The following is a 22,763-nucleotide window of genomic DNA, read 5'->3' as shown; positions in this document are numbered from 1 at the left end:
CATGCCCTGCAAGCCCGCTTCTAAGAGCCATCAGAGCAACTTTTTCTGGCGCGCGACGGGTTTCCGCCGATCCCCAGAATATCGACCGACAGACCAAGACGCGTTGAATTCGCATTGGTGGTGGCTGAATACTCGCGCTCGACCTGCATGGCCATGCGCAGGCACTCATTTTCATAATCCAGCCCGACAACGGTGCGCGCCGCACGTTTTTGCGCGACATCATAGCGCCAACCAACGCGCGCGGTCCAATTCTCGTCCAAGGCGCGGGCACCGTCAAAGCTCCATTCCGATGCCGTTTCGGCGCGGTTTTCAAACGGGTCCGCCTGAATGCGCATATAGCTGGTCGAGATGCTGAAATCATCCGTCGTCCAATCCAACTCGATCGCGCTGCGCGTCAGGTCGAAATCACTCGAAAACAGCGACCGGCTGGACAGGGTCAGCCCGGCCGCCGTGTCGACACTGGCCGCCAGCAGCCAGTCCGAGTTGCGCCCTGCAAGCGGCGAATCCGTGGAAAACTGGTTCAGGTCGCGCTCGCGGATAATCCGCCCCAAGGTGATGGTGCTGGACCAGCCATCGGGGTCATAGCGTGTCCAGCTTAGGCCCAGATTGGCGCGCAGCCCGGCTTCGCGCGCGTCGCCGCCCGCGAAACGGTCGAAGCTGAACAGGTTGCCCTCGTCTAGTTCGGGCATTCGGCTGGTGGCGTTGGGCAGGCCATAGAGCCGATCATTGCTCCAGATCACTTGCGCGACCGGTTCGATCACATGGCTGGCCCCGCCGTTCGTTGTCCGCACCAAGGGCCAGCGCAATTCGGCCATGACCGATGGGCGCAGGCGTGTGGTGGTGGGGGCAAAGCCGCTTGCAGCCGGAGCAATGCGGAAATGGTCAAGGCCCAGATTGACCCCCACGGCCCCCAAAACGCCGCCGGGCAGCACGGTATCGCGCCGCCAGCCCAGATCGGCAGAGAATCGGGCAACGCGTTTGGGATCACGGTCGGCGATTGGGCCGGTTGAAATGGGCGCGCGGCGCGCATAGCCCTCGCCTTCCAGCCGGATGCGGCCCACACCGCCCAGAACCGGCATATCGAAGCGCCGGTCATACAGGCCCTGCCCCACGCTATTGGGTAGCGTGTCGTTCACATCGTTAATGCGCAGCGACCGGAATTGCAGAGCTTGCACCCGGATACGTTCGTCGCGGCGCACCCGTTCCAGCGTAATGTCGCTGGTCAGCCGCGGCTCTCCTTGGTCGTAATCTTCCAGCAGGTTGTCATCTGACGGATGGATAATGTTGAAGCTCAACTCATAGCCGCGCGGCATTGCGAAATCGCCCTCGGCATAGACCATTCCGCGAAATTCGCCGCGGCGGATGGAATCGCGCGCGACCAGTCCGCCAAGCTCTAGCAAGCCGTTGGAAAATGCCTGCCGGTAGCGCGCTTCCAAAGCGTAGGTTCCCTTGGTGCCCAAAAACGGCGTCAGCGTCAGATCCTTGTCGCTGGATAGGGCAATGAAATACGGCGCGCGCAAGCCGAACCCGTGATCCGTATCCAACGAAAAACTAGGGCTAAGAAAGCCGGTCGTCCGCTCTAGGCTGGGATCGGGCACGCGCAGGCGCGGGATGTAGGCCACGGGCAGGCCGAACATGCTAAACCGCGCGCCTTCGAAATATAGCTGGCGTTCTTCGGCATCATGCACCACGCGATTGGCCCGCACTTCCCACAAGGGCGTTTCGGTGTCGGGGCAGATTTCGCAGGCAGAGGCGATGACATTGTTCATCTCTGTGAACCGCTCGGAACGCCGTTCGACCGAATGCGCCGCGATCTGAAGTTGCTGCTCCATCACGACCCGCGCGGAACGGATAAGCCCCAGCCGCAAGCCTTCGCGCAGGTCTGCGCTATCGGCCAGCAAGACGGTGCTGGTGCCTTCGGTCAGCACCAAGGGACCAGTGATCTGCATGGCCCCGGTCGCGCGATCATAGACAACCCGTTCGGCGGTCAATCGCGTCTGATCTAGGACGGCTTCGACATTGCCCTCTGCAATCAGGCGGTTTGGACCAGCAAGAAACAAGCGGTCCGCCAGTAGCGTTGCAAACCCGTCCTGTTCTTGCGCAGCCGCCGGCATAAGCACAGCCGGACCAGTCACCCCAAGCCCCAGCACACAGGCCAGCACGCGACCAAGGCCGCCGCACCGAGGCAGGAGCGACCAAGCGCCCATCAATATTCTTCCTGATTCAGCATCACACCCATGGCAAGCAGCATCGTGGCAACTGGCAATCCCCATGCCGCGAGCAACACGGGAATCTGCCCGGTCTCCCCCAAGACCTGTGCGAAGTTACGCAAAAAGAACAGTGTAAATCCAGAGAGAATCGTGACAAGCGCCCGAATTCCGACCCCGCCCGCGCGCGCATGATGTATGCTGAGCGCCAAGGCCAACAACATCATGCCCGTCAGCAACACTGGAAGCGCCAGTTCCATATGCAACCGCATCCGGTGTTCGAGCGCTGAAAACCCCGCGCGCTCTAACGTGGCGATGAAACCGGGAAGCTGGAACAGCGGAACGGTGCGCGCCTGCGCAAAGCTGTCGCGGATTTTCTCGGGCGTAAGGTCAGTTGCAATGGCAAGGCTGGACAAGGTGGTCGCTTGTGCTTCGGGATTCAGGTCGGACAAGCGCCAACGCTTCACACCAGATAGCCGCCACGATCCGGGGCGCAGATCGGCCCGGTCGGCTTGCAGCCGCACCGACAAGCCGCGCTCGGCGTGAAACACGAAAAAGCTGGCATCGAACAGAACGGTTCCGGTGTCTTCGGCGCGGCGCGCGTGGATCACGGTCTGACCCAGCCGGTCGGCCTGCCGCAGCCACAGCTCATCGCCTGCCAAGGCCACCACAGCGCCACTGCCGCCCTGAAGCGCGGCCAAGCTGCGCTGGTATTCCCGCACGGAACTGGCCACCAGCGGGTTCATCAGCGCGACAAAGCCCGACGCCGCCAGCAGCAGCACCAGCCCCGGCACAAGCAGCAGACGCGGGACAGACCGGCCCGCCGCACGGATGACCACGAATTCCGAACTGCGCGACCAACCCAGCCCCAGCCACAGCGCGGCCAGCATCATGACCAAGGGCGCGATTTCATAAAACGCCTCTGGCGTGTTCAACAGCGACAGGCGCAAGACAGCCCCGAAGCCTGCATCCTGTCCTGACAGGCGGCGCAATTGCTCGACCATGTCCAGCAGCAGGATCATGCCCAGAAACACCCCAGAGACCATGGCCGCCGTGCCCAGCAGACGACGCAGGAAATACCGCGCAAGGATCATAGTCGCCCCTTTCGCCGCGTCGCGCTCCAGAGCATGGCGCCGACCACCGCCAAACCGGCCACCACCGGCGTAAAGGCCAATGCCGCAAGCTCTGCCCGGCGCAACGCGACCCCGGCGGTGGCATTGGCCAAAAGCTGAATGACGATCAAAACCATAATTGCCGCCAAAACCTGCCGCCACGCGCCAAGGCGGCTGAATTGCCCCAGAAACAGCGCCGTGAACCCGACCAAGGCCGTGATGACCGCCAAGAGCGGCTGCGCCACGCGCGAGGCCAATTCAAACCGCACCTCTGCCAGCGTAACGCCCAGCGCCGCGCGCGCGGCGGCATTGACCCCCAAAAGCGTTGCCGTGGGCAATTCCACCACATCAACCCGCCGCCCGCCGGGGGCGATCAGCGCGCCGATGTCATAGGTCAATTCATCAAAACCCAGCGTTGTCAGCCGCCCGTTGGACCCTTCATAGGCAAGCGCCACGCCATCCAGCATGACCAGCACGGCACTGCCGGTAACGGTGACAAGCAGGGCCTGTTTGGCGTTATAGTCCACCCGGCGCTCGGCCGCGCGCGAATCCGACAGGAAAACATCGTTCAGCGTGCCATCCTCGGAGATCTCTCGGATGAACACCACGATGCCATCGGCGGGTTGCAGGAACTCTCCCGCGCGGAGCAGCCGCGCGCTGATATTGCCCGCGATGGCCACCTGCCGTTCGGCCAACTGCGCGCGCGACATGGGGCTGAGCACATGCATCAGCGCACCCAGCATAAGGGCCACGATCAGCCCGAACACGGCAACCGGGCGCAACAGCCGCGTAAAGGAAATGCCGGTGCCTTGCAGCACCACCATTTCATTGTCGCGGGTCATGCGGATCGCCACATAGACCGCAGCCGCAAAGGCCGATAGCGGCAACACCACGCGGAACACATTGGGCAAGGTCAGCGCCGAAAGTTCCAGAAACACCCAGAAACTTTGCCCGTCCCCCACCACCGCGTCGAACAGGCGGGCCGCGCGGTTCACCCAATAGACCGCCACCAGAACCAGCGTGAAAAACGCGAAGACAGACAGAAGCTGTGCCAGCAGATATCGGTCAATGCGGCTCACGCGGGGTCGGTCCTTCAAATTCACTTGGCAGACCTTAACCTGCCGGGCGCATGAATGCCACGGCGAACACGCGGGCCGGGGCTTGTGACACGGGCGAAACTTGCGCAGTCTGCCGGAAAGGGAGGAGTATTCATGCAGGACATCGCCGCATTCGATTTGGCCAATCCGCCGCCGGGCTTTCTGGACAATCCGTTCCCGACCTATGCGGCCTTGTTGCGGGGCGCACCCGTGTTGCGGCTGCGCGACGGGTCGGTGCTGCTGTCGCGCCATGCCGATCTGGACCGCGTGTATCGCGACACGGTGCGGTTTTCCTCTGACAAGCGCGCCATGTTCGCGCCGATCTTTGGGCGGGATGCCCCGCTCTATACCCATCACACCAATTCGCTGGTGTTCAACGACCCGCCTTTGCACACGCGGGTGCGCCGGATCATGGCCTCTGCGCTGACGCCGCGCGCGATTGCGCGGATGGAGCCGGGGCTGGTGGCAACCGTGGACCGCTTGCTGGACCGGATGGAGCATCGGGTGGACCTGATCGAAGATTTCGCCGCCGCCATCCCGGTCGAGATTATCGGCAACCTGCTGGATGTGCCGCTGTCAGAGCGCGGCCCTTTGCGCGACTGGTCGCTGGCGATCTTGGGCGCGCTGGAACCCGCGCCGGGGCCAGAGGTGCTGGCGCGCGGCAACCGGGCGGTGGCGGAATTCACCGCCTATCTGCAAGGGCTGGTCGCGCGGCGGCGCGCAGCCCCCGGCGACCCGGAAGTGGATGTGCTGACCCGGTTGATCCACGGCACGCGCGAGGGCGAGACGCTGTCGGAAACAGAGCTGTTGCAGAATTGCATTTTCATCCTGAACGCGGGGCATGAGACGACGACCAACCTGATCGGCAACACTTTGGCCTTGTTGGAAGATTTCCCCGACCAGCGCGCGCGGCTGCTGGACGACCCCGACCTGATCGGCCCCGCGATAGAGGAAAGCCTGCGGTATCTGTCGCCCAACCAATTCGGCAACAGGCAGGCGGTCGAGGATGTCGAGATCGGCGGCGTCGGGGTCGCGGCGGGGACGGTGCTGCACCTGTGCATCGGGGCGGCGAACCGCGACCCTGCGGTGTTCGACGCGCCCGACCGCTTCGACATTGCCCGCAAACCGAACCGGCATCTGGCTTTTGCCGGCGGCCCGCATGTCTGCGTGGGGCTGACACTGGCGCGGCTGGAAGGGAAAGTGGCCGTCAGCCGGTTTTTGCAACGCTTCCCCAGCTACCGGCTGGAGGACGCACGGATTGCGGGCGGGCGGATACGGTTTCGGGGGTATGCGCGGTTGGAGGGGGTGGTGGGGTGAGGTGGTAAGCGGTTCCTACATCTATGCGCACCGGCGACGCAAAGAGCCCAAACTGCGTGATGCTGCGGGGAGAATGAATGTCTGTTATTGCGCAGTTCGGTTTTTGAAATTGGTGACCGAACGCTTGCTTGCGGAGTTTCTCCACCTCCGCTCTAAAAGCCGTTCAATGACATCAACCGGTGCATGTTCGAGATAAGCCAGCACAATTTCATGGCCGTGGTAGTGTGGTTCGCAAAAGAATACCTCTGGCATGATCTCTATCAGGTGCGCGCGTTCCTCTGCCGGGACGTCAAGAAGGACAATGGTGTCGTCGTCGAGACGGTGCCTTGCCAGCAGTCGCTTGCGGATTTTCAGTGACGGCTCGCCATAGGACGTCGCCTCGCTGACTTCCGGCCATTTCATTGCAAGCGTTACAGCATCATTCCAAAGCATTGGCCTAGTTCCGATATTCTTCTTGCGTAGAAATCCACCAGACGATGCCATTCCCGTCAGCGATCCCACCGCGATAGTCCCCATCCCCTGAGCGAGTGAGGTCTTGGACCACTTTCCCACCTTCGGCCACTGCCTTTGCAAAGGTCTCCTCCGCGTTCGGGACATAAACGTGAATGTGTGCTTCACTGGCGTCGGGCACCTCGCCCATCATGATGATGCTGTCATCTATCCGGGCTTCGGCATGTGCCACGCCTGGCCCATTTTCCCGAGGGTGCAGGCGCAAACGCGTCGCCGCGAACACAGCTTCCATGAACTGAAGGGTCTTTTCCGCGTCGCGCACCATGAGGTAGGGGCTGATGGTCGAATAGTTTTTTGGTTTCCAAGTCATGTTCAAATCTGCCTTTCTGATGGTTTGGTTTGGCAGTTGAGTATAGCAGACATAGGATCAAACGCAGCGAAAGACCGCTTCGTCCGCAAAGCGGCCCTAAGCCGCTTCTAATTTGACCGCCCCACTACCCGGCACGACCATCACAAAGCGCGGCGGGATCACTCCCCATCCCGCACCGTCATCACCCCGTCTTCCCAGTCGCCCGACAGCACTTCGCCGGTCGCGTAGCGTAGCACGCCGCTGCCATTGCGTTGGCCATTCACGAATTCGCCCTCATAGACATCGCCTGTCGCATAGGTCGCAACGCCGGTGCCGGTGATCTCTCCTGCCAGCCATTCGCCTTCATAGACAAAGCCATCCGCCAGTTCGATGCGCCCCTGCCCATCGCGCAGCCCTTCGACGAATTGGCCGGTATAGACCGACCCGTCCGGATAGGTCATCTCGCCCTCGCCGTGCAATTCACCGCCCAAGAGTGTTCCGGTATAAACGCGGCCATCGGCGAAGGTCATGGTGCCCTGCCCTTCGGCCAGCCCTTGCACATGTTCGCCGTCATAGCTGGAGCCATCCGCGAAGGTGGCGCTGCCTTGCCCGTGGAACTGCCCATCGCGCCACGCGCCGTCATAGGTCGCGCCATCGGCATAGGTGATGCGGCCTTGCCCATCGGGCAGGCCCGCGCGGAACTGGCCGACATACTCGGACCCGTCGGGCTGCACCAGCCGCCCGTCGCCCGCGATCTGGCCCGCGACCCAAGTGCCTTCGTAAAGGTAGCCCTCTGGCCCGGTCAGCTTGCCCGGCCCTTCGCGCTGGTCGGCCACGAATTGGCCTTCAAAAATCAGCCCATCGGCTTGTTGCACGGTGGCCGCGCCTTGGCGCAGGCCGTTTTCGAACGCGCCGGTATAGACATCGCCATTGGCCTGCGTCAGCACGCCTTGCCCGTGCAGCGCGCCCTCTTGCCACTCTCCTTCATAGCGCAGGCCATCCGGGCGGGTCAGCGTGCCGGTGCCATGGCGCAGATCGGCCAGCATCTCTCCCTCATAGACAGCGCCATCGGGATAGGTGATGCGGCCTTGCCCTTCGCGCGCACCGGCGACCCAAGTGCCGGTATAGGCATAGCCATCTTCACGGGTCAGAGTGCCTTCGCCTTCGGGTTCACCATTGACCATCGCGCCTTCATAGACCGCGCCATTGGCAAAGACCCGGCGGCCTTGCCCGGTGATCGCACCGGCCACCCAGTCCCCTTCATAGGTGGACCCGTCGGCAAAGGTCATCATGCCCTGACCTTCGGGCCGGCCAGCGACAAAGCTGCCCTCGTAGACGGCACCCGAAGGGTAGCGCGCAACACCCTCGCCGGTGATCTGCCCATCCAACCATTCGCCCGAATACTCGAACCCATTGGGCAGTCGGTAGGTGCCTTGGCCATGTTGCAGCCCGTCGCGGAATTCCCCCTCATAGACGCCGCCATCCTCGTATTGGCGCGTCAGAACGCCATCGGTCTGGGCAATGGCAGGTGCAAGGCCAGTCGTGGACATAATAAGCGCAGCGACCAGCGCGCGCGGCAGGGCAGAGTTGAAAGCCATAATGCAGAAGTCCCCTTGGGATTTTGGCCATAGCCTAGTCGGGGGCACATGTTCGCGCAAGGGGGCCGGGCAAGTCGAGGGCTGTCATAGTTGTAGCGCAGCGGCACAAACTCGCCATGAAAATGTCATGTCCAGACCACGTTGCGGCGAAACACTGGCACGTTCATCAAGGGATCGCGGCTATGACTTTGCGCAAGACTACCAGCTACACTCGGGTGCTCGCCGCGTTGCACGATGAAAGCGGGGCGGTCAGCGTGGATTGGGTTGTGCTGAGCGCGGCCACCCTGACGCTGGGAATGGGTGCGGCGACCCTTGTGCAAACGGGGACGGTCAGCCTTGGCGAAGCGATTAACGCCACGCTGTCTTCGACCCAATCAAACGATTCTGGTTTCAGCTTTTATCGTCTGACAGAGCAGCAACAGCAGGAGATGCTGGCAAGCTACATGGACCGCACGCCAGAGCAGTTGCGCGAGAATTCAAGCTATATGAGCGCGCAATTCCTGTCGCGGCTTGAAAGCGGCAATCTGGACGAGGCCGCGCGCTGGATCGACCGACGCCAGTTGAACCAGACGGCGCTCGACGCGCGCGGGCTTGACGCGGATGAAGGTGCTATGACGGTCGCCCAGATGGAACAGATGTTTCGGGATGCAGGTGGCACCTAAGCGGGCGGCCCTTCCCATGGGCGGCCAGCGTGATATGTGAAGGCATTCTTGCCAGACACCCAAGGCCCGACACATGTCCAACCGCTTTCGCCTGACGCTTGCGCAACTGAACCCGACCTTGGGCGATCTTGCGGGCAATGCCGCCAAGGCGCGCGCTGCATGGGACCGCGCCAAGGCTGACGGTGCGGATATGGTCGCGCTGCCGGAAATGTTCCTGTCGGGCTATCAGACACAAGATCTTGTGCAACGCCCCGCCTTTCTGGCCGATCTGCGCGCCATGCTGGACAGGCTTGCGCGCGATTGTGCCGATGGGCCGCTGTTGGGCATCGGCCTGCCCATGGGCGCGCGCGGCGCGATCTATAACTGCTGGGCGGTTCTGGGCGGCGGGTCGGTGCGCGCCGTGATCCGCAAGCACCATCTGCCCAATGAACAGGTGTTCGACGAGAAACGCGTGTTCGCTTCGGGGGACATATCCGGTCCGTTCGTCGCTGGGCCGCTGCGCATTGGAACCCCCATCTGCGAAGACGCTTGGCACGAGGACGTCGCCGAAGCGCAAGCCGAATCCGGGGCGGAACTGCTGCTTGTGCCCAATGGCTCGCCCTATGCGCGGGGGCGGTTCGACACCCGCATGACCCATATGGTCGCCCGCGTGGTCGAAACCGGCCTGCCATTGGTCTATCTGAATCTTGTTGGCGGACAAGACGATCAGGTATTCGACGGGGCAAGTTTTGTTCTGAACCCGGGCGGCAAGCTGGCGGTGCAACTGCCCGCGCATGAGGAAGCCCTTGTCTCGGTCGATTTCACCCAAGGCCCGGATGGCTGGCGCGCTGAACCTGGGCCGCGCGCCGCCTTGCCCGATGATCTGGCGCAGGATTATCGGACCATGTGCATGGGGCTTGGCGATTACTTGCGCAAATCGGGGTTTGGCCGCGTCGTGCTGGGGCTGTCGGGGGGCATTGATTCTGCGCTTGTGGCCACCATTGCCGCCGACACGCTTGGCCCCGACAACGTGCATTGCGTGATGCTGCCATCTGAATACACATCACCCGCCAGCCTGTCGGATGCCGCCGATCAGGCCCGGCGCTTGGGCTGCAAGCTGGACGAGGTCAGCATCGAAGGCCCGCGGCGCGCCATGAGCGACGCGCTGGCACCCCTCTTCGCCGGGCTGGCAGAAGATGTGACAGAGGAAAACCTGCAATCGCGCCTGCGCGGCACGATCCTGATGGCGATTTCCAACAAGACCGGGGCGATGCTGTTGACCACCGGCAACAAATCCGAGGTCGCGGTGGGCTATGCCACGATCTATGGCGACATGAATGGCGGCTATAATCCGATCAAGGACCTGTATAAAACCCGCGTCTTCGACATCTGCCGCTGGCGCAATGCTAATCACGCCCCATGGATGAAAGCGCCCAGCGGCGAGGTCATCGTGCCCGGCATCATCGACAAACCCCCATCGGCGGAGCTGCGCGCCGACCAGCGCGATGATGACAGCCTGCCGCCCTATGATGTGCTGGATCCGATTCTGGAAGGGCTGGTGGACCATGACCTGTCAGTGGCCGATCTGGTCGCGCGCGGTTTCGGACGCGCTACAATCGAGCGCGTCGCCCATTTGGTCCAGATAGCTGAATGGAAGCGGTATCAGTCGGCACCGGGGCCAAGGCTTAGCCTGCGCGCCTTCTGGCTGGATCGGCGCTACCCGATGGTCAATCGCTGGCGCGACCGCTCTGGGGCCTAGGCGGCGCGCGGTCTATTGCGCAAATGAATCACAAGACGGTTTATAGCGGCTTGCAGGGCTGTTCTTGCGCGGGTTTTGGCGTATAAAACGCGCAAAGACACCGCTTGCCGCTAAACCCGCCATCAGAGCGGATGCGCGACGCGAGAGAGAGGCAGAATGATCAGTAACAGAGTAGCCAGTATATCGCTTGCCCTGTGCCTTGCCCTATCGGGCTGTTTGCAGGGCACGGATGGCACCGAAACCAGACCTGTCGCGCAAGCTGGCGGGGGTGTGGTCGAACGCGATGTCGAAGCGCCCGATGTCTTTTCCCAAAGCGACAAGGGCCTGTGGGATGGCCGCCCGTCGCTTGGCGGGGTCTGGGTCGCACATCCGGACGTCAAGGCGCCCGAACGCGTGATTATCCGCAACACGGACTCCGGGCGTGAAACCGTGGGCGCGCTGTTCAAGCGCGAGAGGATGAATCCCGGCCCGGTATTTCAGGTGTCTGCCGAAGCGGCCGAAGCCGTTGGAATGCTGCCCGGTGCACCGACCCCGTTGGAAGTGGTTGCCCTGCGCACGGAAGAGCAACGCCCCGCGCCCGAAGCTGCGCCCGACGCCACGGCAGAGCCTGCATCGGAAACCGCGTCAGCCCCGCCCGCCGAAGCGGACAGCGAAACTGCGGCACAGGCCACCGCCGAATCGGCACCGGACGGCACCGCCGAAGCCGATGCCGCAAGCGAAACCATGATCGCCCTACCGGACGCAGAAGAGCCGCGCAAACGCGGGTTCTTCGCGCGGCTGTTCGGGCGCGATGACGCGGAACCGTCAGAGATCACCACGGCCACGCTGGATGCGGCACCCTCGGCAACCGATGCCCCCGCAGTCGCGGCAGACGCCGTCCCGACCATGCCAACACCCATGGCGGGGGCCAGCACGGACACACCCGCGCCCAGCGCGCTGGACCGTCCTTTCGTGCAGATCGGCATTTTCAGCGTGGAATCGAACGCCGACGGTGCCACCGAAACCATGCGCAAGGCGGGGCTGACGGCCAGCATCAAACCCGGCCGCACGCAGGGCAATGCGTTTTGGCGCGTTGTGGTCGGCCCGGCCAGCACAGCGGCAGAGCGCCGCGACATCCTTGCCCAAGTCAAGAAACTGGGCTTTGCTGATGCATATGCCGTCCGTCGATGAAGGAGTTGCCATGCCGATCCGTCTAATTGCCAGCATCCTTGTGGGGGGTCTTGGGCTGGCCGCCCCGACTGCGCTTTTGGCGCAGGACGGGCCGGGGGGCTTTAGCACCCGCGCCACATCGGCCTATGTGCTGGACCTGAGCACGGGCACGGTGCTTCTGGACAAGAACGCAGACCAGCCGCTGGCGCCTGCATCCATGTCCAAGCTGATGACGCTGGAGATGCTGTTCGAAGCCATCAAGGAAGGCCGCCTTGCGCTGGATACGACATTCTCCGTGTCGCAACGCGCCTATGAGATGGGCGGGTCGCGGATGTTTCTGGAAATGCGCGACCGGCCCACGGCCAAGGACCTGATCCGCGGCATCGCCGTTCTGTCAGGAAATGACGCCGCGGTGGTCGTGGCCGAAGGGCTGGCCGGGACAGAGGACGCCTATGCCCGCATGGCCACACAGCGCGCGCGCGAATTGGGCATGACCAACACCAATATCACCAATGCCTCTGGCTGGCCGGAACCGAGCCACCGCATGTCAAAACGCGATCTGGTCACGCTGGCCACCTATATGATACGTGAACACCCCGAATTTTACCCCTATTTCAGCGAACGCGTGTTCACTTGGAACGGCATTGAACAAGAAAACCGTCTGCCGCTTGTGGATGCTGGCATCGGGCTGGACGGGTTGAAGACCGGTTTCACCTCTGATGCGGGCTATTCGCTGACCGGATCGGCGCAGCAAGGCGACAGACGGATCGTTTTCGCCTTTGGCGGCCTGAACAGCGCCGCCGAACGGGTGCAAGAGGCGGAATCGATCATAAACTGGGCATTTCGGCAATTCGCCGAGGTGACGGTCGCCGTTCCCGGCACCGTGCTGGCGGCCGCACCGGTCTGGCTGGGAGAGGCCTCTACCGTGCCACTGGTCGTGGCCGAAGACGCCCGCGCGCTGGTGCCGGCAATCGGCGCGGCGCAGCTTGATGCGCGCGTGGAATATGACAGCCCCCTGCCCGCCCCGATCGTGGCGGGCGATGTGATGGGACGATTGGTTGTCACCCCGCCAGAGATGGAACCGCTCAGCTTTGATTTGGTGGCCGGGGCCGATGTGCCAGCAGGCGGCTTCATGGTGCGCGCGCAAGCCGCTGCGCTGCGGCTGATTGCGCTGGCCCGGGGCGAGACTGAAACGGCGCTGAACTAAGGATGCGCGCGCAGGGCCTGTTCATCAGCGTCGAGGGGATTGATGGCAGCGGGAAATCCACACAGGCGCGGCTTTTGGCCGAAGGCTTGGCAGCGGCAGGGCATGATGTTGTCGTCACACGAGAGCCGGGCGGCGCACCGGGTGCCGAAGCCATCCGCCGCTTGCTGGTCGAAGGCGACCCGGCGCGCTGGTCGGCAGAAACCGAAATATTGCTGTTCAACGCCGCGCGCCGCGACCATCTGGAACGCACCATCCAGCCTGCGCTGGACCGGGGCGCGGTGGTCATAACCGACCGTTTCGCGGATTCGACACGCGTTTATCAGGGCGTGGCGCGCGCCAACCTGCGCCCGTTGGTGGACCGCCTGCACGATCTGGTCATCGGGATCGAACCGGACCTGACCTTTGTCATCGACATGGATGCGCGGGCGGCTTTGGCGCGTGGGCTGGCGCGGCGCTCGGGCGAGGATCGGTTCGAAGAACTTGGTCTTGGCTTTCAGGAAGCGTTGCGCGCCGGGTTTCTGGCACTGGCGCAAGAATATCCCGCCCGCGTGCAGGTTATTGATGGCACGCGCGCGCCGGATGTCATCGCGCAGGACATGGCCGCGCGGGTCACGGCGCATCTGCGATGACAGAAATGCCGGACCTGCCCGACCAGCGCGAGGGCGCGCCGCACCCTTGCGCAACCCCGGTTCTGTTCGGCCAAGCGGCGGCAGAGGCCGCGTTCCTGCAAGCATACGGGTCGGGTCGGATGCACCATGCATGGTTGCTCAGCGGCCCGATGGGCGTTGGCAAGGCAACCTTGGCGTGGCGCATCGCGCGGTTTCTGCTGGCCGGTGACACTGGCGGCATGTTCGGCCCGCCGGACACGCTGGATGTGCCCGAAGACAACCCCACCGTGCGCCGGTTGCGCGCGGGCGCGGATGGCGGGCTGTTGGTAGTCCGGCGCGGCCCCGACGACAAGGGCAACCTGCGGCGCGATATCACGGTCGATGTCATGCGCCGGTTGCACGGGTTTTTCGGGCTATCGGCAGCGGATGGCGGGCAGCGCGTGGTGATCGTGGATGCCGCCGACGAGATGAACACCAACGCCGCCAATGCGTTGCTTAAGGCGCTGGAAGAACCGCCCGCCAATGCCACGCTGCTGCTGGTGTCGCATCAGCCCTCGCGGTTGTTGCCCACAATCCGATCGCGCTGCCGGGATCTGCGGCTGTCGGCGCTTGGCGCGGATGATTTCGCCGCCGCCCTTGCCCAAGCCGGGGTCGATGGCGACCCGGCGACCTTGGCCGAACTGTCCGGCGGGTCGGTCGGCCAAGCGGTGGAACTGGCACTTGGCGGCGGGGCAGAGATTTACGCCGAGATGGTCGCGCTATTCGCCACCCTGCCCCGCATGGACCGCGCGCGGGCGCTGCGACTGGCAGAATCGATGACCGGCAAGGGCAATGAAACCCGCTTCGCGCTGTTCCTGCGCCTGTTCGATCTGTTCATGGCGCGCGCGGCGCGCGCAGGCATCATGGGGCCAGGGCCAGAAGCGGTGGAAGGCGAAGCGGCCCTTCTGGCGCGCATTGCGCCGCACCAACAGGCCGCGCAAAGGCTTGCCGAACTCGCCCCCGCGCTGTCGGCCCGCGCAAGGCATGGCCGCGCGGTGAACCTTGACCCTGCGGCGCTGGTGCTGGATATGGTGCTGAAAACCGAAGAGGGGTTACGCCCCGTATTGGGACAAAGTGCATGACCCAGCCGCAGCTTGTCGACAGCCATTGCCACCTCGATTTCCCCGATTTCGACGGAGAGCATGAGGAGCTAATCGCCCGCGCCCATGCGGCGGGCGTCGCGCGTATGGTCACGATCTGCACCAAACTGTCGGCCCTGCCCAAGGTGCAAGCCATTGCAGAGTCACACCCCAGCGTGTTTTTTGCCGCCGGCACCCACCCGATGAGCGTGGCATCCGACCCCATGGTCACGGTGGATGAATTGGTCGCGCTGGCGGACCATCCCAAGATGGTCGGCATTGGCGAAACGGGGCTGGATTATCATTACACCGCCGAAAGCGCGGATGTGCAACAAAAGAGCCTGCGCATTCACATAGAGGCCGCGCGCCAAACCAAGCTGCCGCTGATTATCCATGCGCGCGACGCCGATGAGGATATGGCGCGTATCTTGACGGAAGAACACCGTGCGGGTGGGTATAGTTGCGTGATGCATTGCTTCTCAAGCAGTGCGGCACTGGCGCAAGCCGCGCTGGACCTGGGCTTTTACCTGTCCATGTCGGGCATCGCGGCTTTCCCCCGCAGCACCGATTTGCGCGCGATTTTCGCGAGCGCCCCGGTGGACCGCATTCTGGTGGAAACCGACGCGCCCTATCTGGCCCCGCCGCCGCACCGGGGCCGCCGCAATGAACCTGCTTATACCGCCCATACTGCCCGTGTCGGCGCAGAGCTTTTCGGGATGAGTGAAGCAGACTTCGCCGCCCAGACCAGCGCGAATTTCGACCGCCTGTTCTGGAAGGCGGTGGCCTGATGGCGGAATTGCGCGCCACGATCTTGGGCTGCGGGTCGTCTGGCGGGGTGCCGCGCCTTGGCGGGCATTGGGGTGCGTGCGACCCGGCCAATCCGCGCAACCGCCGCCGCCGCTGCTCGCTATTGCTGGAACGGTTTGGGCCGGACGGCATAACACAGGTGCTGATCGACAGCGGCCCCGACATGCGCGAGCAATTGCTGGACGCAGGCATCGGGCGGCTGGACGCGGTGGTCTATACCCATGCCCATGCCGACCATGTGCACGGGCTGGACGATTTGCGCCAGATCGTTTTCAACATGCGCGAAAAGCTGCCCGTCTGGGCTGATGGTCCGACACAAGATTCGTTGTTGTCGCGGTTTGGCTATGCGTTCATCCAGCCGCCGAATTCGCCTTACCCGCCCATTCTGGGCATGAACAGCATTGACGGCGCTTTTACCGTCGAGGGGCCGGGCGGGCCGCTGGTGCTGCACCCGATCCGGCTGAACCATGGCGGTATTGATGCGCTTGGCTTTCGCGTGGGGGGGCTGGCCTATTGCCCCGATGTCGTTGGCATCTACGACGAAAGCTGGCCCTTGCTGGAGGGGCTGGATGTCTGGATCATCGATGCGCTGCGCCGCACCCCGCACCCGACCCATGCCCATCTGGAGATGACATTGGACTGGATCACCCGCGCGCGCCCCGCCCGCGCTGTGCTGACCAACATGCATCTGGATCTGGATTATGCGACGCTGGATGCGGAAACGCCCGACCATGTCACCCCCGCTTTCGACGGGATGACCGTGACGCTGGCGCTGTGACATGCAGGCACTGGCCGATGTCATATTGCCTGTCTTTCTGGTCATCGGTTTTGGCTATGTCGCACGCTGGCGCAACCTGATTTCCGACACCCAAGTCGAAGGCGTGGTCTGGTTTACCCAGAGTTTCGCCATCCCGTGCCTGCTTTTTGCCGCCATTTCCCGGTTGGATCTGGGGCAGGAATTTGACTGGCGCTTGCTGGTCAGTTTCTACACAGGGGCCGTGGTCAGTTTCGGCCTTGGCTTTGCGGGGGCACGCCTGTTCTTCAAGCGCGACTGGGAAGATTGCGTGGCCATCGGCTTTGTCGCGCTGTTTTCCAACACGGTGCTGCTGGGCCTGCCGATATCAGAGCGCGCCTATGGCCCAGATGCGCTGGCGGCAAACTACGCCATTATCGCGCTGCATTCGCCGATCTGCTACGCCATCGGCATTACCACGATGGAGCTGATGCGCAACCGCGGCGGGCGCTTGCGCGATACCGGGGCGCGCGTGCTGCGCGCCATGTTCCACAATGCGCTTGTGATCGCGATTGCGCTGGGCTTTGCCGTGAACCTGTCGGGCCTGCCCGTGCCGGAGGTGATGGAAGATGCGCTGGACATGATGGTGCGCGCAGCATTGCCTGCGGCATTGTTCAGTCTGGGGGGCGTGCTGTATCGCTACCGGCCCGAAGGCGATTTGCGCACGATTGCCTATGTCGTGGCGCTGTCGCTGGTGGTGCACCCGGCAATCACCTACGGGCTGGCCAAAGCGTTCGGGCTGTCCACCGAGGCGCTGCGCTCGGCCGTGGTCACGGCAGCCATGGCACCGGGCGTGAATGTCTATGTTTTTGCCAATATGTATGGGCGCGCGAAACGGGTGGCCGCATCCTCTGCGCTGATCGGAACGGGGCTGGTCATGCTGACCGGCTGGGTCTGGCTACAGATCCTGCCCTAGCGCACGTCGCGCAAAAGTGCTTCCCAGTTTTGCTCAGAAAGACGTGCGATCATAGAAGGTTAGAGTGGGGCGCGTGAACGCGAATGAACGCGGCGCGCCCTAGCGCCCCCGGCGCAGGCTGGCGCGAATCTCGCGCGCGTCATAAGCGCCGATCACCTGCCCCAGCCCCAGATAGACCGCGCTGCCCACGGCGATCAGCCCCAAAAGCGCAAGGTAGCGCCACCCGGCCATGGCAAGCATGGGCGCGACAAGCTGAGCCGCCCCAAAAAGTGCCGCCCCCATCGCAGCAGAGGCCAGAGCGATACGCCAGACGCGCCCGCGCAGTTGCGGGTCAATCTGCGCGGCCGGGCCCATCGCCCGCGCGCCCCGCCAGAGCTGCCCGACCATGACCCAAGCCGCGAATGTTGTGGCCAAGGCGGCTGCGACAAAGCCGATTAGCGGCATCAGGCCGACGGCAACGGCCGCATTCACCACCATGGACGTAACCGCGAATTGAAAAGGGCGTTTCGTATCATGGCGCGCGTAATACAGCGGTTGCAGCACCTTTTGCAGAACAAAGGCAGGCAGGCCCAGCGCGTAGACGGCCAGCGCAAGCGCCGTGGCCTGCGTGTCGGCATCCGTCCATGCCCCGCGCCCAAACAGCACCGCCACGATGGGCGCGCCGATCACGGCCAGCGCCACCGCCGAGGGCACGGTCAGGAACAGCGAAAATTCCATCCCGCGGTTGAAACTGTGCCGCCCGCCGTCCGTATCGCCCGCCGCCAAGCGGCGCGACAATTCCGGCAACAGCACCACGCCGACCGCAATGCCCACCACGCCCAAGGGCAATTGATACAGCCGGTCCGCGAAATTCAGCCAAGAAATCGCGTTCTCGGTAAAACTGGCGACCTGACGGCCCACCAGCAGGTTAATCTGCACCACGCCGCCGGCCAGAACGGCTGGTGCGGCAATCACGGCAAGGCGCTTCAATTCGGGCGTAAGTCTGGGACGCTGAAACCGCATGGCAAAGCCCGCGCGCCGCACCGCCACCCACAAAAGCGCCAGTTGCGCCACACCCGCAACCGGCACACACCACGCAAGCGCCGGACCAATTGGCCAGCCCATGGCCCCGGCAACCACGATGCCGGTGACAAAGATGATGTTCAAAAGCACGGGCGCTGCCGCGGCGGCTGTAAAGCGCCCCACGGCGTTCAGCATTCCCGACAGCAACGCGGTCAGCGAGATGAACAGGATATACGGAAACGCCACGCGCCCGAAATCGACCGCCATATCGAAACGTGCATCCTGCGCAAACCCTGCCGCCATGGCCCAGACCAAAAGCGGCATGGCCAGCACCGCCAGCACCGAAAACACCGCCAACAGCGCGGCCATGCCCCAAAAAGCGTCGCGCGCGAAGCTTTCGGCACCTTCACCCGCTTGGTATTTCTTGGAAAACAGCGGCACGAAGGCAAAATTGAACGCCCCTTCGGCAAAAAAGCGGCGGAACATATTGGGCAGTGAAAAGGCAACGAAGAACGCGTCCGCCACGGCCCCCGGCCCTAGGTAGGCCGCGATCATGATATCGCGCGCAAAGCCGAACACGCGCGACAGCAGCGTCCACAACCCAACCGTCAGGAAGCCCTTGACCATGCGGATGGCGGCCATGTCAGGCGACCGAGCGCTCTGCGCCCGCCTTGATCGCCGCGCGCAGCTTGCGTTCCAACGATTCCTGCTTGGATTTGGCGTGCAGTTTCAGCCCGAACATGTCTTTCACATAGAAAGTATCAACAACCTGCACGCCATAGGTGGCAATCACCGCGCTGGCAATCGAGATATTGCTATCGGCCAGCGTCCGCGCCAGATCGAACAGCAGGCCGGGACGGTCGCGGGTATCGACCTCTATGATGGTGTAGATTTCCGAGCCTTCATTGTCGAAGCTGATATTGGTCGGGACGCGGAAATCGCGCTCGCGTTTCTTGACCTTGTCACGGTTCTCCAACGCTTCCGAAGCGACCACCTCGCCCGAGAAGGTCCGCTCGATCATCTTGCGCAGACGCGGCAGGCGGGATTCCTCGAACGGATGACCGTCGGCATCCTGAATCCAGAACGCCGCGGTCGCGTAACCATCCTTGGTGGTATAGGTTCGCGCATCGACGATATTCGCGCCGACCAAGGCCAGCGCGCCAGCGAAACGCGCAAAAATACCGGCATGGTCGGACAGCACGAAACAGGCGCGCGTCGCGTCGCGGTCGGGTTCGGGATGCAGGTCAACCCGGATGGTGGCCGGGGTCACATCGCGCAAAAGCTGGGCAAATACAGCATGGGTCGTGGTGGGCAGGCCCTGCCAATAGGGGTCGTAATGGCGCGCAAGTTCCGCCCGGCGATCTGCAGAGGGCCAATCGGCCAGCACGGCGCGAAGGGCGCGCTTGGCTTCGTCAGAGCGGTTCTCGCGGTTCAGTTCTTCCAGCCCGTTTTCCAGCGCATTCGCGGTTTCACGGTAAAGCTGGCGCAAAAGCTGCGCTTTCCAGTTGTTCCACGTTCCCGGCCCGACGCCGCGAATGTCGCACACGGTCAGCACCGTCAACAGGTCCAGCCTTTCGCGGGTTTTCACCAGCTTGGCGAAATCGCGCACCGTGCGCGGGTCGGAAATGTCGCGTTTCTGCGCGGTGTCCGACATCAGAAGATGGTAGCGCACCAGCCATTCGACAGTGTCGCATTCGGCACGTTTTAGCCCCAGCGCGGGCGCGACGCGCCGCGCAATCTGTGCCCCAAGAACAGCATGATCTTCCGGCCGCCCTTTGCCGATATCGTGCAACAGCAGCGCAATGAACAGAACCCGACGGTTCACCCCATCGCGCAGGATGCGCGAGGCGATGGGCAATTCTTCGTCCAGTTCTTCACGTTCGATCTGCGCCAGCGTGCTGATGCATTGAATGGTATGCTCATCGACCGTGTAGTGATGGTAGACATTGAATTGCATCATCGCCACGATTGGCTCGAAATCGGGGATGAAAGCTGCGAGCGCGCCCAGTTCGTTCATCCGCCGCAGCGCGCGTTCTGGGTTGCCATGTTTCAGCAGCAACCGCATGAATATCTTATGCGCCTCGGGTTCGGCCCGCAGTTTCGCGTCGATCATGTGCAGATTGGCCGCGACCAGCCGCATCGCATTGGGGTGCATCAGGTAGCCTGTGACCAGCGCTTCTTCGAAGATGCGCAGCATGTTCAGCGGGTCGGACAGAAACGCTGCCTCGTCTTCTATGTCCAGCCGGTTTTGGACCACACGCAGACTGTGGCGCATTTTCTTGCGCCGGTTCAGGAAGTTACGCAGCAAAGGCTCGCGCTTGACGTGGCGCGCTTCCAGTTCGGTCAGGAAGATGCGGGTCAATTCGCCCACGCGGGTGGCATTGCGGAAATAGTCCTGCATGAAATGCTCGACCCCGCGGCGTCCTCCATGGTCCTTGTAGCCCATGCAGTCGGCGACCCCGACCTGAATGTCAAAGGTCAGCTGTTCAACCGCCCGCCCGGCAATGTGGTGCATATGGCAGCGCACCGCCCATAAAAAGGTCTCTGCCTCGCGGAAAGCCTCGTATTCCTCGGGGCGGAAAAAGCCCAAGCCCACCAGCTCGCGCGCCTGATCGACCTCGTGAATATATTTTGCGATCCAATACAGCGTTTGCAGGTCGCGCAGCCCGCCCTTGCCTTCTTTCACATTGGGTTCCAGCAGATAGCGCTGATTGCCGATCTTGCTTAGCCGCGCATCGCGTTCGGCCAGCTTGGCCTCGACGAAATCGGCATGGGTCTTGGCGAATAATTCGGACCAAAGCCGCGTGCGCAGCGTGTGCGCCAATGCGGCGTTGCCATGCAAGAACCGATGTTCCAGAAGCGCCGTGCGGATGGTGATATCCTCTTTACCAAGGCGCAGACATTCATCAATGCTGCGGCTGGCATGGCCCACTTTCAGCTTAAGATCCCACAGCACATAAAGCGTCGATTCAATCACCTGCTCGACCCAGCCGGTAACCTTCCACGGCACAAGGAACAACAGGTCAATATCGGAATGCGGCGCCATCTCGGCCCGGCCATAGCCACCGACGGCCAGCGTCGCGATCCGCTCGCCATCGGACGGGTTGGGATTGGGGTGCATCCGGGTTTGCACCGCCTGCAACGCGGTGGTCACAATGCAATCCGTCAGCCACGAATTGGCGGCGGTAAAGTCGCGCGCGTCGCGCGGATGGGCGCGGTAAATCGCTTCCAGCCTTGCGCGCCCATCGGTCAAAGCGGCTTTCAGAACGCCGACCAATCCGCCCCTCATGGCGCGTGCATCGGGCGCGGCAGACAGCGCCTGCGCAAGCCTCAGGTCCAGCGCGGCCTGATCCAGAATTTCCGCTGCGGCAAAGGGCCCAAAGGTCAGCGGCGCGGCGCCCTCCGTGGCCGATTTGGCGAATCCCACGCTCAGAACCCGCCCCCATCAAAGCTGCGCGGGGCCGGGCTGATGACCACGCTCTCGCCATCGCGGATCTCTGCAATCGCAAGGCCACGCTCGTTAGAGCCGTCGGGCCGGAAACGGAACACGCCTGCTGCGCCGCTGAACCCGTTGCCCTGTGTGATCCGCGCCGCACTCAATGCATCCGATCCGCCAGACGTCAAAAGTGCCCCGACCGCGGCGACCGCATCGAACCCCAGAGATGCCACGGGGTGTGGGGCCTCGCCATAGGCGCCTTGGTAGCGGGCCTCGAATTGACGCATCACCGAAGGATCGGGCAAGGTGAACCAGCCGCCCTGCAAGCCCTTGAACGACATGGTGCTGGCCGGAAGGTCCCAGCGTGTCAGCCCGGCATATTGAAAGGTCTCTGGCGACAGCCCGTTTTGTGGCAACAACTCTGCCAACAGGGGCAAGGCGCCTTCGGACCCGGCGGTGAAAATCAGCGTCTGCGCATTGCTCGCGCGGGCCTCTGAGGCGATATCCGGCAGCGCCTGCACAACGCCCTGCTGCGAGAACGAATAGCTTTCTAACGCAACCAGCTCTGCCAAGCTGCGGCTGGCCGCCCGCTGCACGGCAGATGTGGCGGCATCTCCGGCTTCGTTCCTCTCGGCCACCAGCATAACGCGCCCCTTGCCTTGGGCAGCGGCGAAATCCATCAGACGGCTTGCCGTGTTCTCGAACATCGGGCCAAGCAAAAAGACATTTCCAGCCGCCGCCGACGGGTTGTTGGAAAAGCTCAACACATTCACGCCCGCAGGTCTGACCGCCTGACCAACCGCGCGCGCGGCATCGGCAAAAAGCGGACCCAGAATGATCTTCGCGCCATCGTCGACCGCCTGCTGGGCTACGCTGGCAGCCCGTTCCGCGTCGCCCGCCGTCTGGTAAACCCGCAGATCAATCTGCACCCCCTGCAAATCGGCAACCGCAAGCCGGGCCGCGTTTTCCAAGCCCTCGGCCAGAACGGCGCGCCCTTCATCCTCGGACCCGCCCGGAACCAGCAATGCCACCGTCACCGGGCGATCAGTGTTTACGCGGCTGCCGCCACCGACAGGCCCTAGCCCCCCCTCGCACCCGGCCAGCACGAAAGCCGACACAAGGCCAGCGGTGACGGTGCGACGCCCTATCAAGTTCCGAAACATTTTCTGCACTCTCCCGAACACGCGAATTTGGGCG

Annotated in this window: 19 protein-coding genes; 10 read left to right on the top strand and 9 right to left on the bottom strand. The window is 63.2% G+C overall.

What is annotated here, in order from left to right:
- Nucleotides 1–20 precede the first annotated feature (20 nt).
- From AWT76_RS05170 to lptF, 3 genes are read right to left on the bottom strand one after another with little or no spacing between them, the layout of a single operon-like run.
- On the bottom strand, nt 21–2,207 hold the full coding sequence (locus tag AWT76_RS05170; RefSeq protein ID WP_176699344.1) for an LPS-assembly protein LptD: 2,187 nt from the start codon (nt 2,205–2,207) through the stop codon (nt 21–23).
- Nucleotides 2,207–3,301 (bottom strand): LPS export ABC transporter permease LptG, encoded by a 1,095-nt coding sequence (gene lptG / locus AWT76_RS05165; RefSeq protein WP_072245407.1) that lies wholly within the window; start codon nt 3,299–3,301, stop codon nt 2,207–2,209. Before lptG ends, AWT76_RS05170 begins: the two co-directional genes overlap by 1 nt.
- Nucleotides 3,298–4,398, bottom strand: coding sequence for an LPS export ABC transporter permease LptF (gene lptF, locus AWT76_RS05160; RefSeq protein ID WP_072245406.1), 1,101 nt, complete (start codon nt 4,396–4,398; stop codon nt 3,298–3,300). Before lptF ends, lptG begins: the two co-directional genes overlap by 4 nt.
- A 132-nt stretch (nt 4,399–4,530) precedes the next feature.
- Here lptF and AWT76_RS05155 point away from each other — a divergent pair, with 132 nt between their 5' ends.
- Nucleotides 4,531–5,733 (top strand): cytochrome P450, encoded by a 1,203-nt coding sequence (locus AWT76_RS05155; RefSeq protein ID WP_072245405.1) that lies wholly within the window; start codon nt 4,531–4,533, stop codon nt 5,731–5,733.
- Nucleotides 5,734–5,817: 84 nt separating this feature from the next.
- On the opposite strand, the gene AWT76_RS16675 is transcribed toward AWT76_RS05155, so the two are convergent.
- From AWT76_RS16675 to AWT76_RS05140, 3 genes are all read right to left on the bottom strand, one after another.
- The gene (locus tag AWT76_RS16675; protein ID WP_072245404.1) at nt 5,818–6,165 is read right to left on the bottom strand and encodes an MmcQ/YjbR family DNA-binding protein; all 348 of its coding nucleotides are present in this window, start codon (nt 6,163–6,165) and stop codon (nt 5,818–5,820) included.
- Between the two features lie 4 nt (nt 6,166–6,169).
- Complete coding sequence (locus AWT76_RS05145) at nt 6,170–6,553, bottom strand: VOC family protein (RefSeq protein ID WP_072245403.1); 384 nt, start codon at nt 6,551–6,553, stop codon at nt 6,170–6,172.
- Between the two features lie 158 nt (nt 6,554–6,711).
- Complete coding sequence (locus AWT76_RS05140; protein WP_082700113.1) at nt 6,712–8,130, bottom strand: MORN repeat-containing protein; 1,419 nt, start codon at nt 8,128–8,130, stop codon at nt 6,712–6,714.
- A 182-nt stretch (nt 8,131–8,312) separates the two neighbouring features.
- Between AWT76_RS05140 and AWT76_RS17230 the strand changes: the two genes are divergently transcribed.
- From AWT76_RS17230 to AWT76_RS05095, 9 genes are all read left to right on the top strand, one after another.
- Nucleotides 8,313–8,792, top strand: a complete 480-nt coding sequence (locus AWT76_RS17230; protein ID WP_342667155.1) for a hypothetical protein — start codon at nt 8,313–8,315, stop codon at nt 8,790–8,792.
- 73 nt (nt 8,793–8,865) lie between these two features.
- Nucleotides 8,866–10,530 carry an NAD+ synthase gene (locus AWT76_RS05130; RefSeq protein ID WP_072245401.1) on the top strand — a complete coding sequence of 555 codons (1,665 nt, stop codon included), beginning with the start codon at nt 8,866–8,868 and terminating at the stop codon, nt 10,528–10,530.
- Between the two features lie 156 nt (nt 10,531–10,686).
- Nucleotides 10,687–11,700 carry an SPOR domain-containing protein gene (locus tag AWT76_RS05125; protein WP_082700112.1) on the top strand — a complete coding sequence of 338 codons (1,014 nt, stop codon included), beginning with the start codon at nt 10,687–10,689 and terminating at the stop codon, nt 11,698–11,700.
- Nucleotides 11,701–11,710: 10 nt separating this feature from the next.
- Nucleotides 11,711–12,886 carry a D-alanyl-D-alanine carboxypeptidase family protein gene (locus AWT76_RS05120; protein ID WP_072245399.1) on the top strand — a complete coding sequence of 392 codons (1,176 nt, stop codon included), beginning with the start codon at nt 11,711–11,713 and terminating at the stop codon, nt 12,884–12,886.
- Between the two features lie 2 nt (nt 12,887–12,888).
- Nucleotides 12,889–13,515, top strand: a complete 627-nt coding sequence (gene tmk, locus AWT76_RS05115; protein WP_072245398.1) for a dTMP kinase — start codon at nt 12,889–12,891, stop codon at nt 13,513–13,515.
- Entirely contained in the window at nt 13,512–14,615 is a 1,104-nt protein-coding gene (locus tag AWT76_RS05110; protein WP_072245397.1) for a DNA polymerase III subunit delta', read from the top strand. Before tmk ends, AWT76_RS05110 begins: the two co-directional genes overlap by 4 nt.
- On the top strand, nt 14,612–15,400 hold the full coding sequence (locus AWT76_RS05105) for a TatD family hydrolase (protein WP_072245396.1): 789 nt from the start codon (nt 14,612–14,614) through the stop codon (nt 15,398–15,400). The genes AWT76_RS05110 and AWT76_RS05105 overlap by 4 nt, the downstream gene beginning before the upstream one ends.
- Complete coding sequence (locus AWT76_RS05100) at nt 15,400–16,197, top strand: MBL fold metallo-hydrolase (RefSeq protein ID WP_072245395.1); 798 nt, start codon at nt 15,400–15,402, stop codon at nt 16,195–16,197. Before AWT76_RS05105 ends, AWT76_RS05100 begins: the two co-directional genes overlap by 1 nt.
- Before the next feature lies 1 nt (nt 16,198).
- Entirely contained in the window at nt 16,199–17,128 is a 930-nt protein-coding gene (locus AWT76_RS05095) for an AEC family transporter (protein WP_072245394.1), read from the top strand.
- A 99-nt stretch (nt 17,129–17,227) separates the two neighbouring features.
- Here the strand turns inward: AWT76_RS05095 and murJ are convergent, their stop codons facing one another.
- From murJ to AWT76_RS05080, 3 genes are read right to left on the bottom strand one after another with little or no spacing between them, the layout of a single operon-like run.
- Complete coding sequence (gene murJ, locus AWT76_RS05090; RefSeq protein ID WP_072245393.1) at nt 17,228–18,772, bottom strand: murein biosynthesis integral membrane protein MurJ; 1,545 nt, start codon at nt 18,770–18,772, stop codon at nt 17,228–17,230.
- A 1-nt stretch (nt 18,773) separates the two neighbouring features.
- A complete protein-coding gene (locus tag AWT76_RS05085; RefSeq protein ID WP_072247471.1) occupies nt 18,774–21,518 on the bottom strand; it encodes a [protein-PII] uridylyltransferase in 2,745 nt (914 codons plus the stop codon).
- Nucleotides 21,519–21,559: 41 nt separating this feature from the next.
- The gene (locus tag AWT76_RS05080) at nt 21,560–22,729 is read right to left on the bottom strand and encodes a penicillin-binding protein activator (RefSeq protein ID WP_072245392.1); all 1,170 of its coding nucleotides are present in this window, start codon (nt 22,727–22,729) and stop codon (nt 21,560–21,562) included.
- Nucleotides 22,730–22,763 lie beyond the last annotated feature (34 nt).

This window comes from Roseibaca calidilacus (genome assembly GCF_001517585.1).
Lineage (GTDB): Bacteria > Pseudomonadota > Alphaproteobacteria > Rhodobacterales > Rhodobacteraceae > Roseinatronobacter > Roseinatronobacter calidilacus.
Note: the sequence above shows the minus strand (reverse complement) of the source record. Positions and strands in the feature narration are given on the sequence as shown.

Excerpts from the sequence above, each read along its gene's own strand:
- AWT76_RS05170 (WP_176699344.1), bottom strand. The coding sequence starts at position 2,207 with ATGGGCGCTTGGTCGCTCCTGCCTCGGTGCGGCGGCCTTGGTCGCGTG.
- lptG (WP_072245407.1), bottom strand. The coding sequence starts at position 3,301 with ATGATCCTTGCGCGGTATTTCCTGCGTCGTCTGCTGGGCACGGCGGCC.
- AWT76_RS05155 (WP_072245405.1), top strand. The coding sequence starts at position 4,531 with ATGCAGGACATCGCCGCATTCGATTTGGCCAATCCGCCGCCGGGCTTT.
- AWT76_RS16675 (WP_072245404.1), bottom strand. The coding sequence starts at position 6,165 with ATGCTTTGGAATGATGCTGTAACGCTTGCAATGAAATGGCCGGAAGTC.
- AWT76_RS05145 (WP_072245403.1), bottom strand. The coding sequence starts at position 6,553 with ATGACTTGGAAACCAAAAAACTATTCGACCATCAGCCCCTACCTCATG.
- AWT76_RS05140 (WP_082700113.1), bottom strand. The coding sequence starts at position 8,130 with ATGGCTTTCAACTCTGCCCTGCCGCGCGCGCTGGTCGCTGCGCTTATT.
- AWT76_RS17230 (WP_342667155.1), top strand. The coding sequence starts at position 8,313 with ATGACTTTGCGCAAGACTACCAGCTACACTCGGGTGCTCGCCGCGTTG.
- AWT76_RS05130 (WP_072245401.1), top strand. The coding sequence starts at position 8,866 with ATGTCCAACCGCTTTCGCCTGACGCTTGCGCAACTGAACCCGACCTTG.
- AWT76_RS05125 (WP_082700112.1), top strand. The coding sequence starts at position 10,687 with ATGATCAGTAACAGAGTAGCCAGTATATCGCTTGCCCTGTGCCTTGCC.
- AWT76_RS05120 (WP_072245399.1), top strand. The coding sequence starts at position 11,711 with ATGCCGATCCGTCTAATTGCCAGCATCCTTGTGGGGGGTCTTGGGCTG.
- tmk (WP_072245398.1), top strand. The coding sequence starts at position 12,889 with ATGCGCGCGCAGGGCCTGTTCATCAGCGTCGAGGGGATTGATGGCAGC.
- AWT76_RS05110 (WP_072245397.1), top strand. The coding sequence starts at position 13,512 with ATGACAGAAATGCCGGACCTGCCCGACCAGCGCGAGGGCGCGCCGCAC.
- AWT76_RS05105 (WP_072245396.1), top strand. The coding sequence starts at position 14,612 with ATGACCCAGCCGCAGCTTGTCGACAGCCATTGCCACCTCGATTTCCCC.
- AWT76_RS05100 (WP_072245395.1), top strand. The coding sequence starts at position 15,400 with ATGGCGGAATTGCGCGCCACGATCTTGGGCTGCGGGTCGTCTGGCGGG.
- AWT76_RS05095 (WP_072245394.1), top strand. The coding sequence starts at position 16,199 with ATGCAGGCACTGGCCGATGTCATATTGCCTGTCTTTCTGGTCATCGGT.
- murJ (WP_072245393.1), bottom strand. The coding sequence starts at position 18,772 with ATGGCCGCCATCCGCATGGTCAAGGGCTTCCTGACGGTTGGGTTGTGG.
- AWT76_RS05080 (WP_072245392.1), bottom strand. The coding sequence starts at position 22,729 with ATGTTTCGGAACTTGATAGGGCGTCGCACCGTCACCGCTGGCCTTGTG.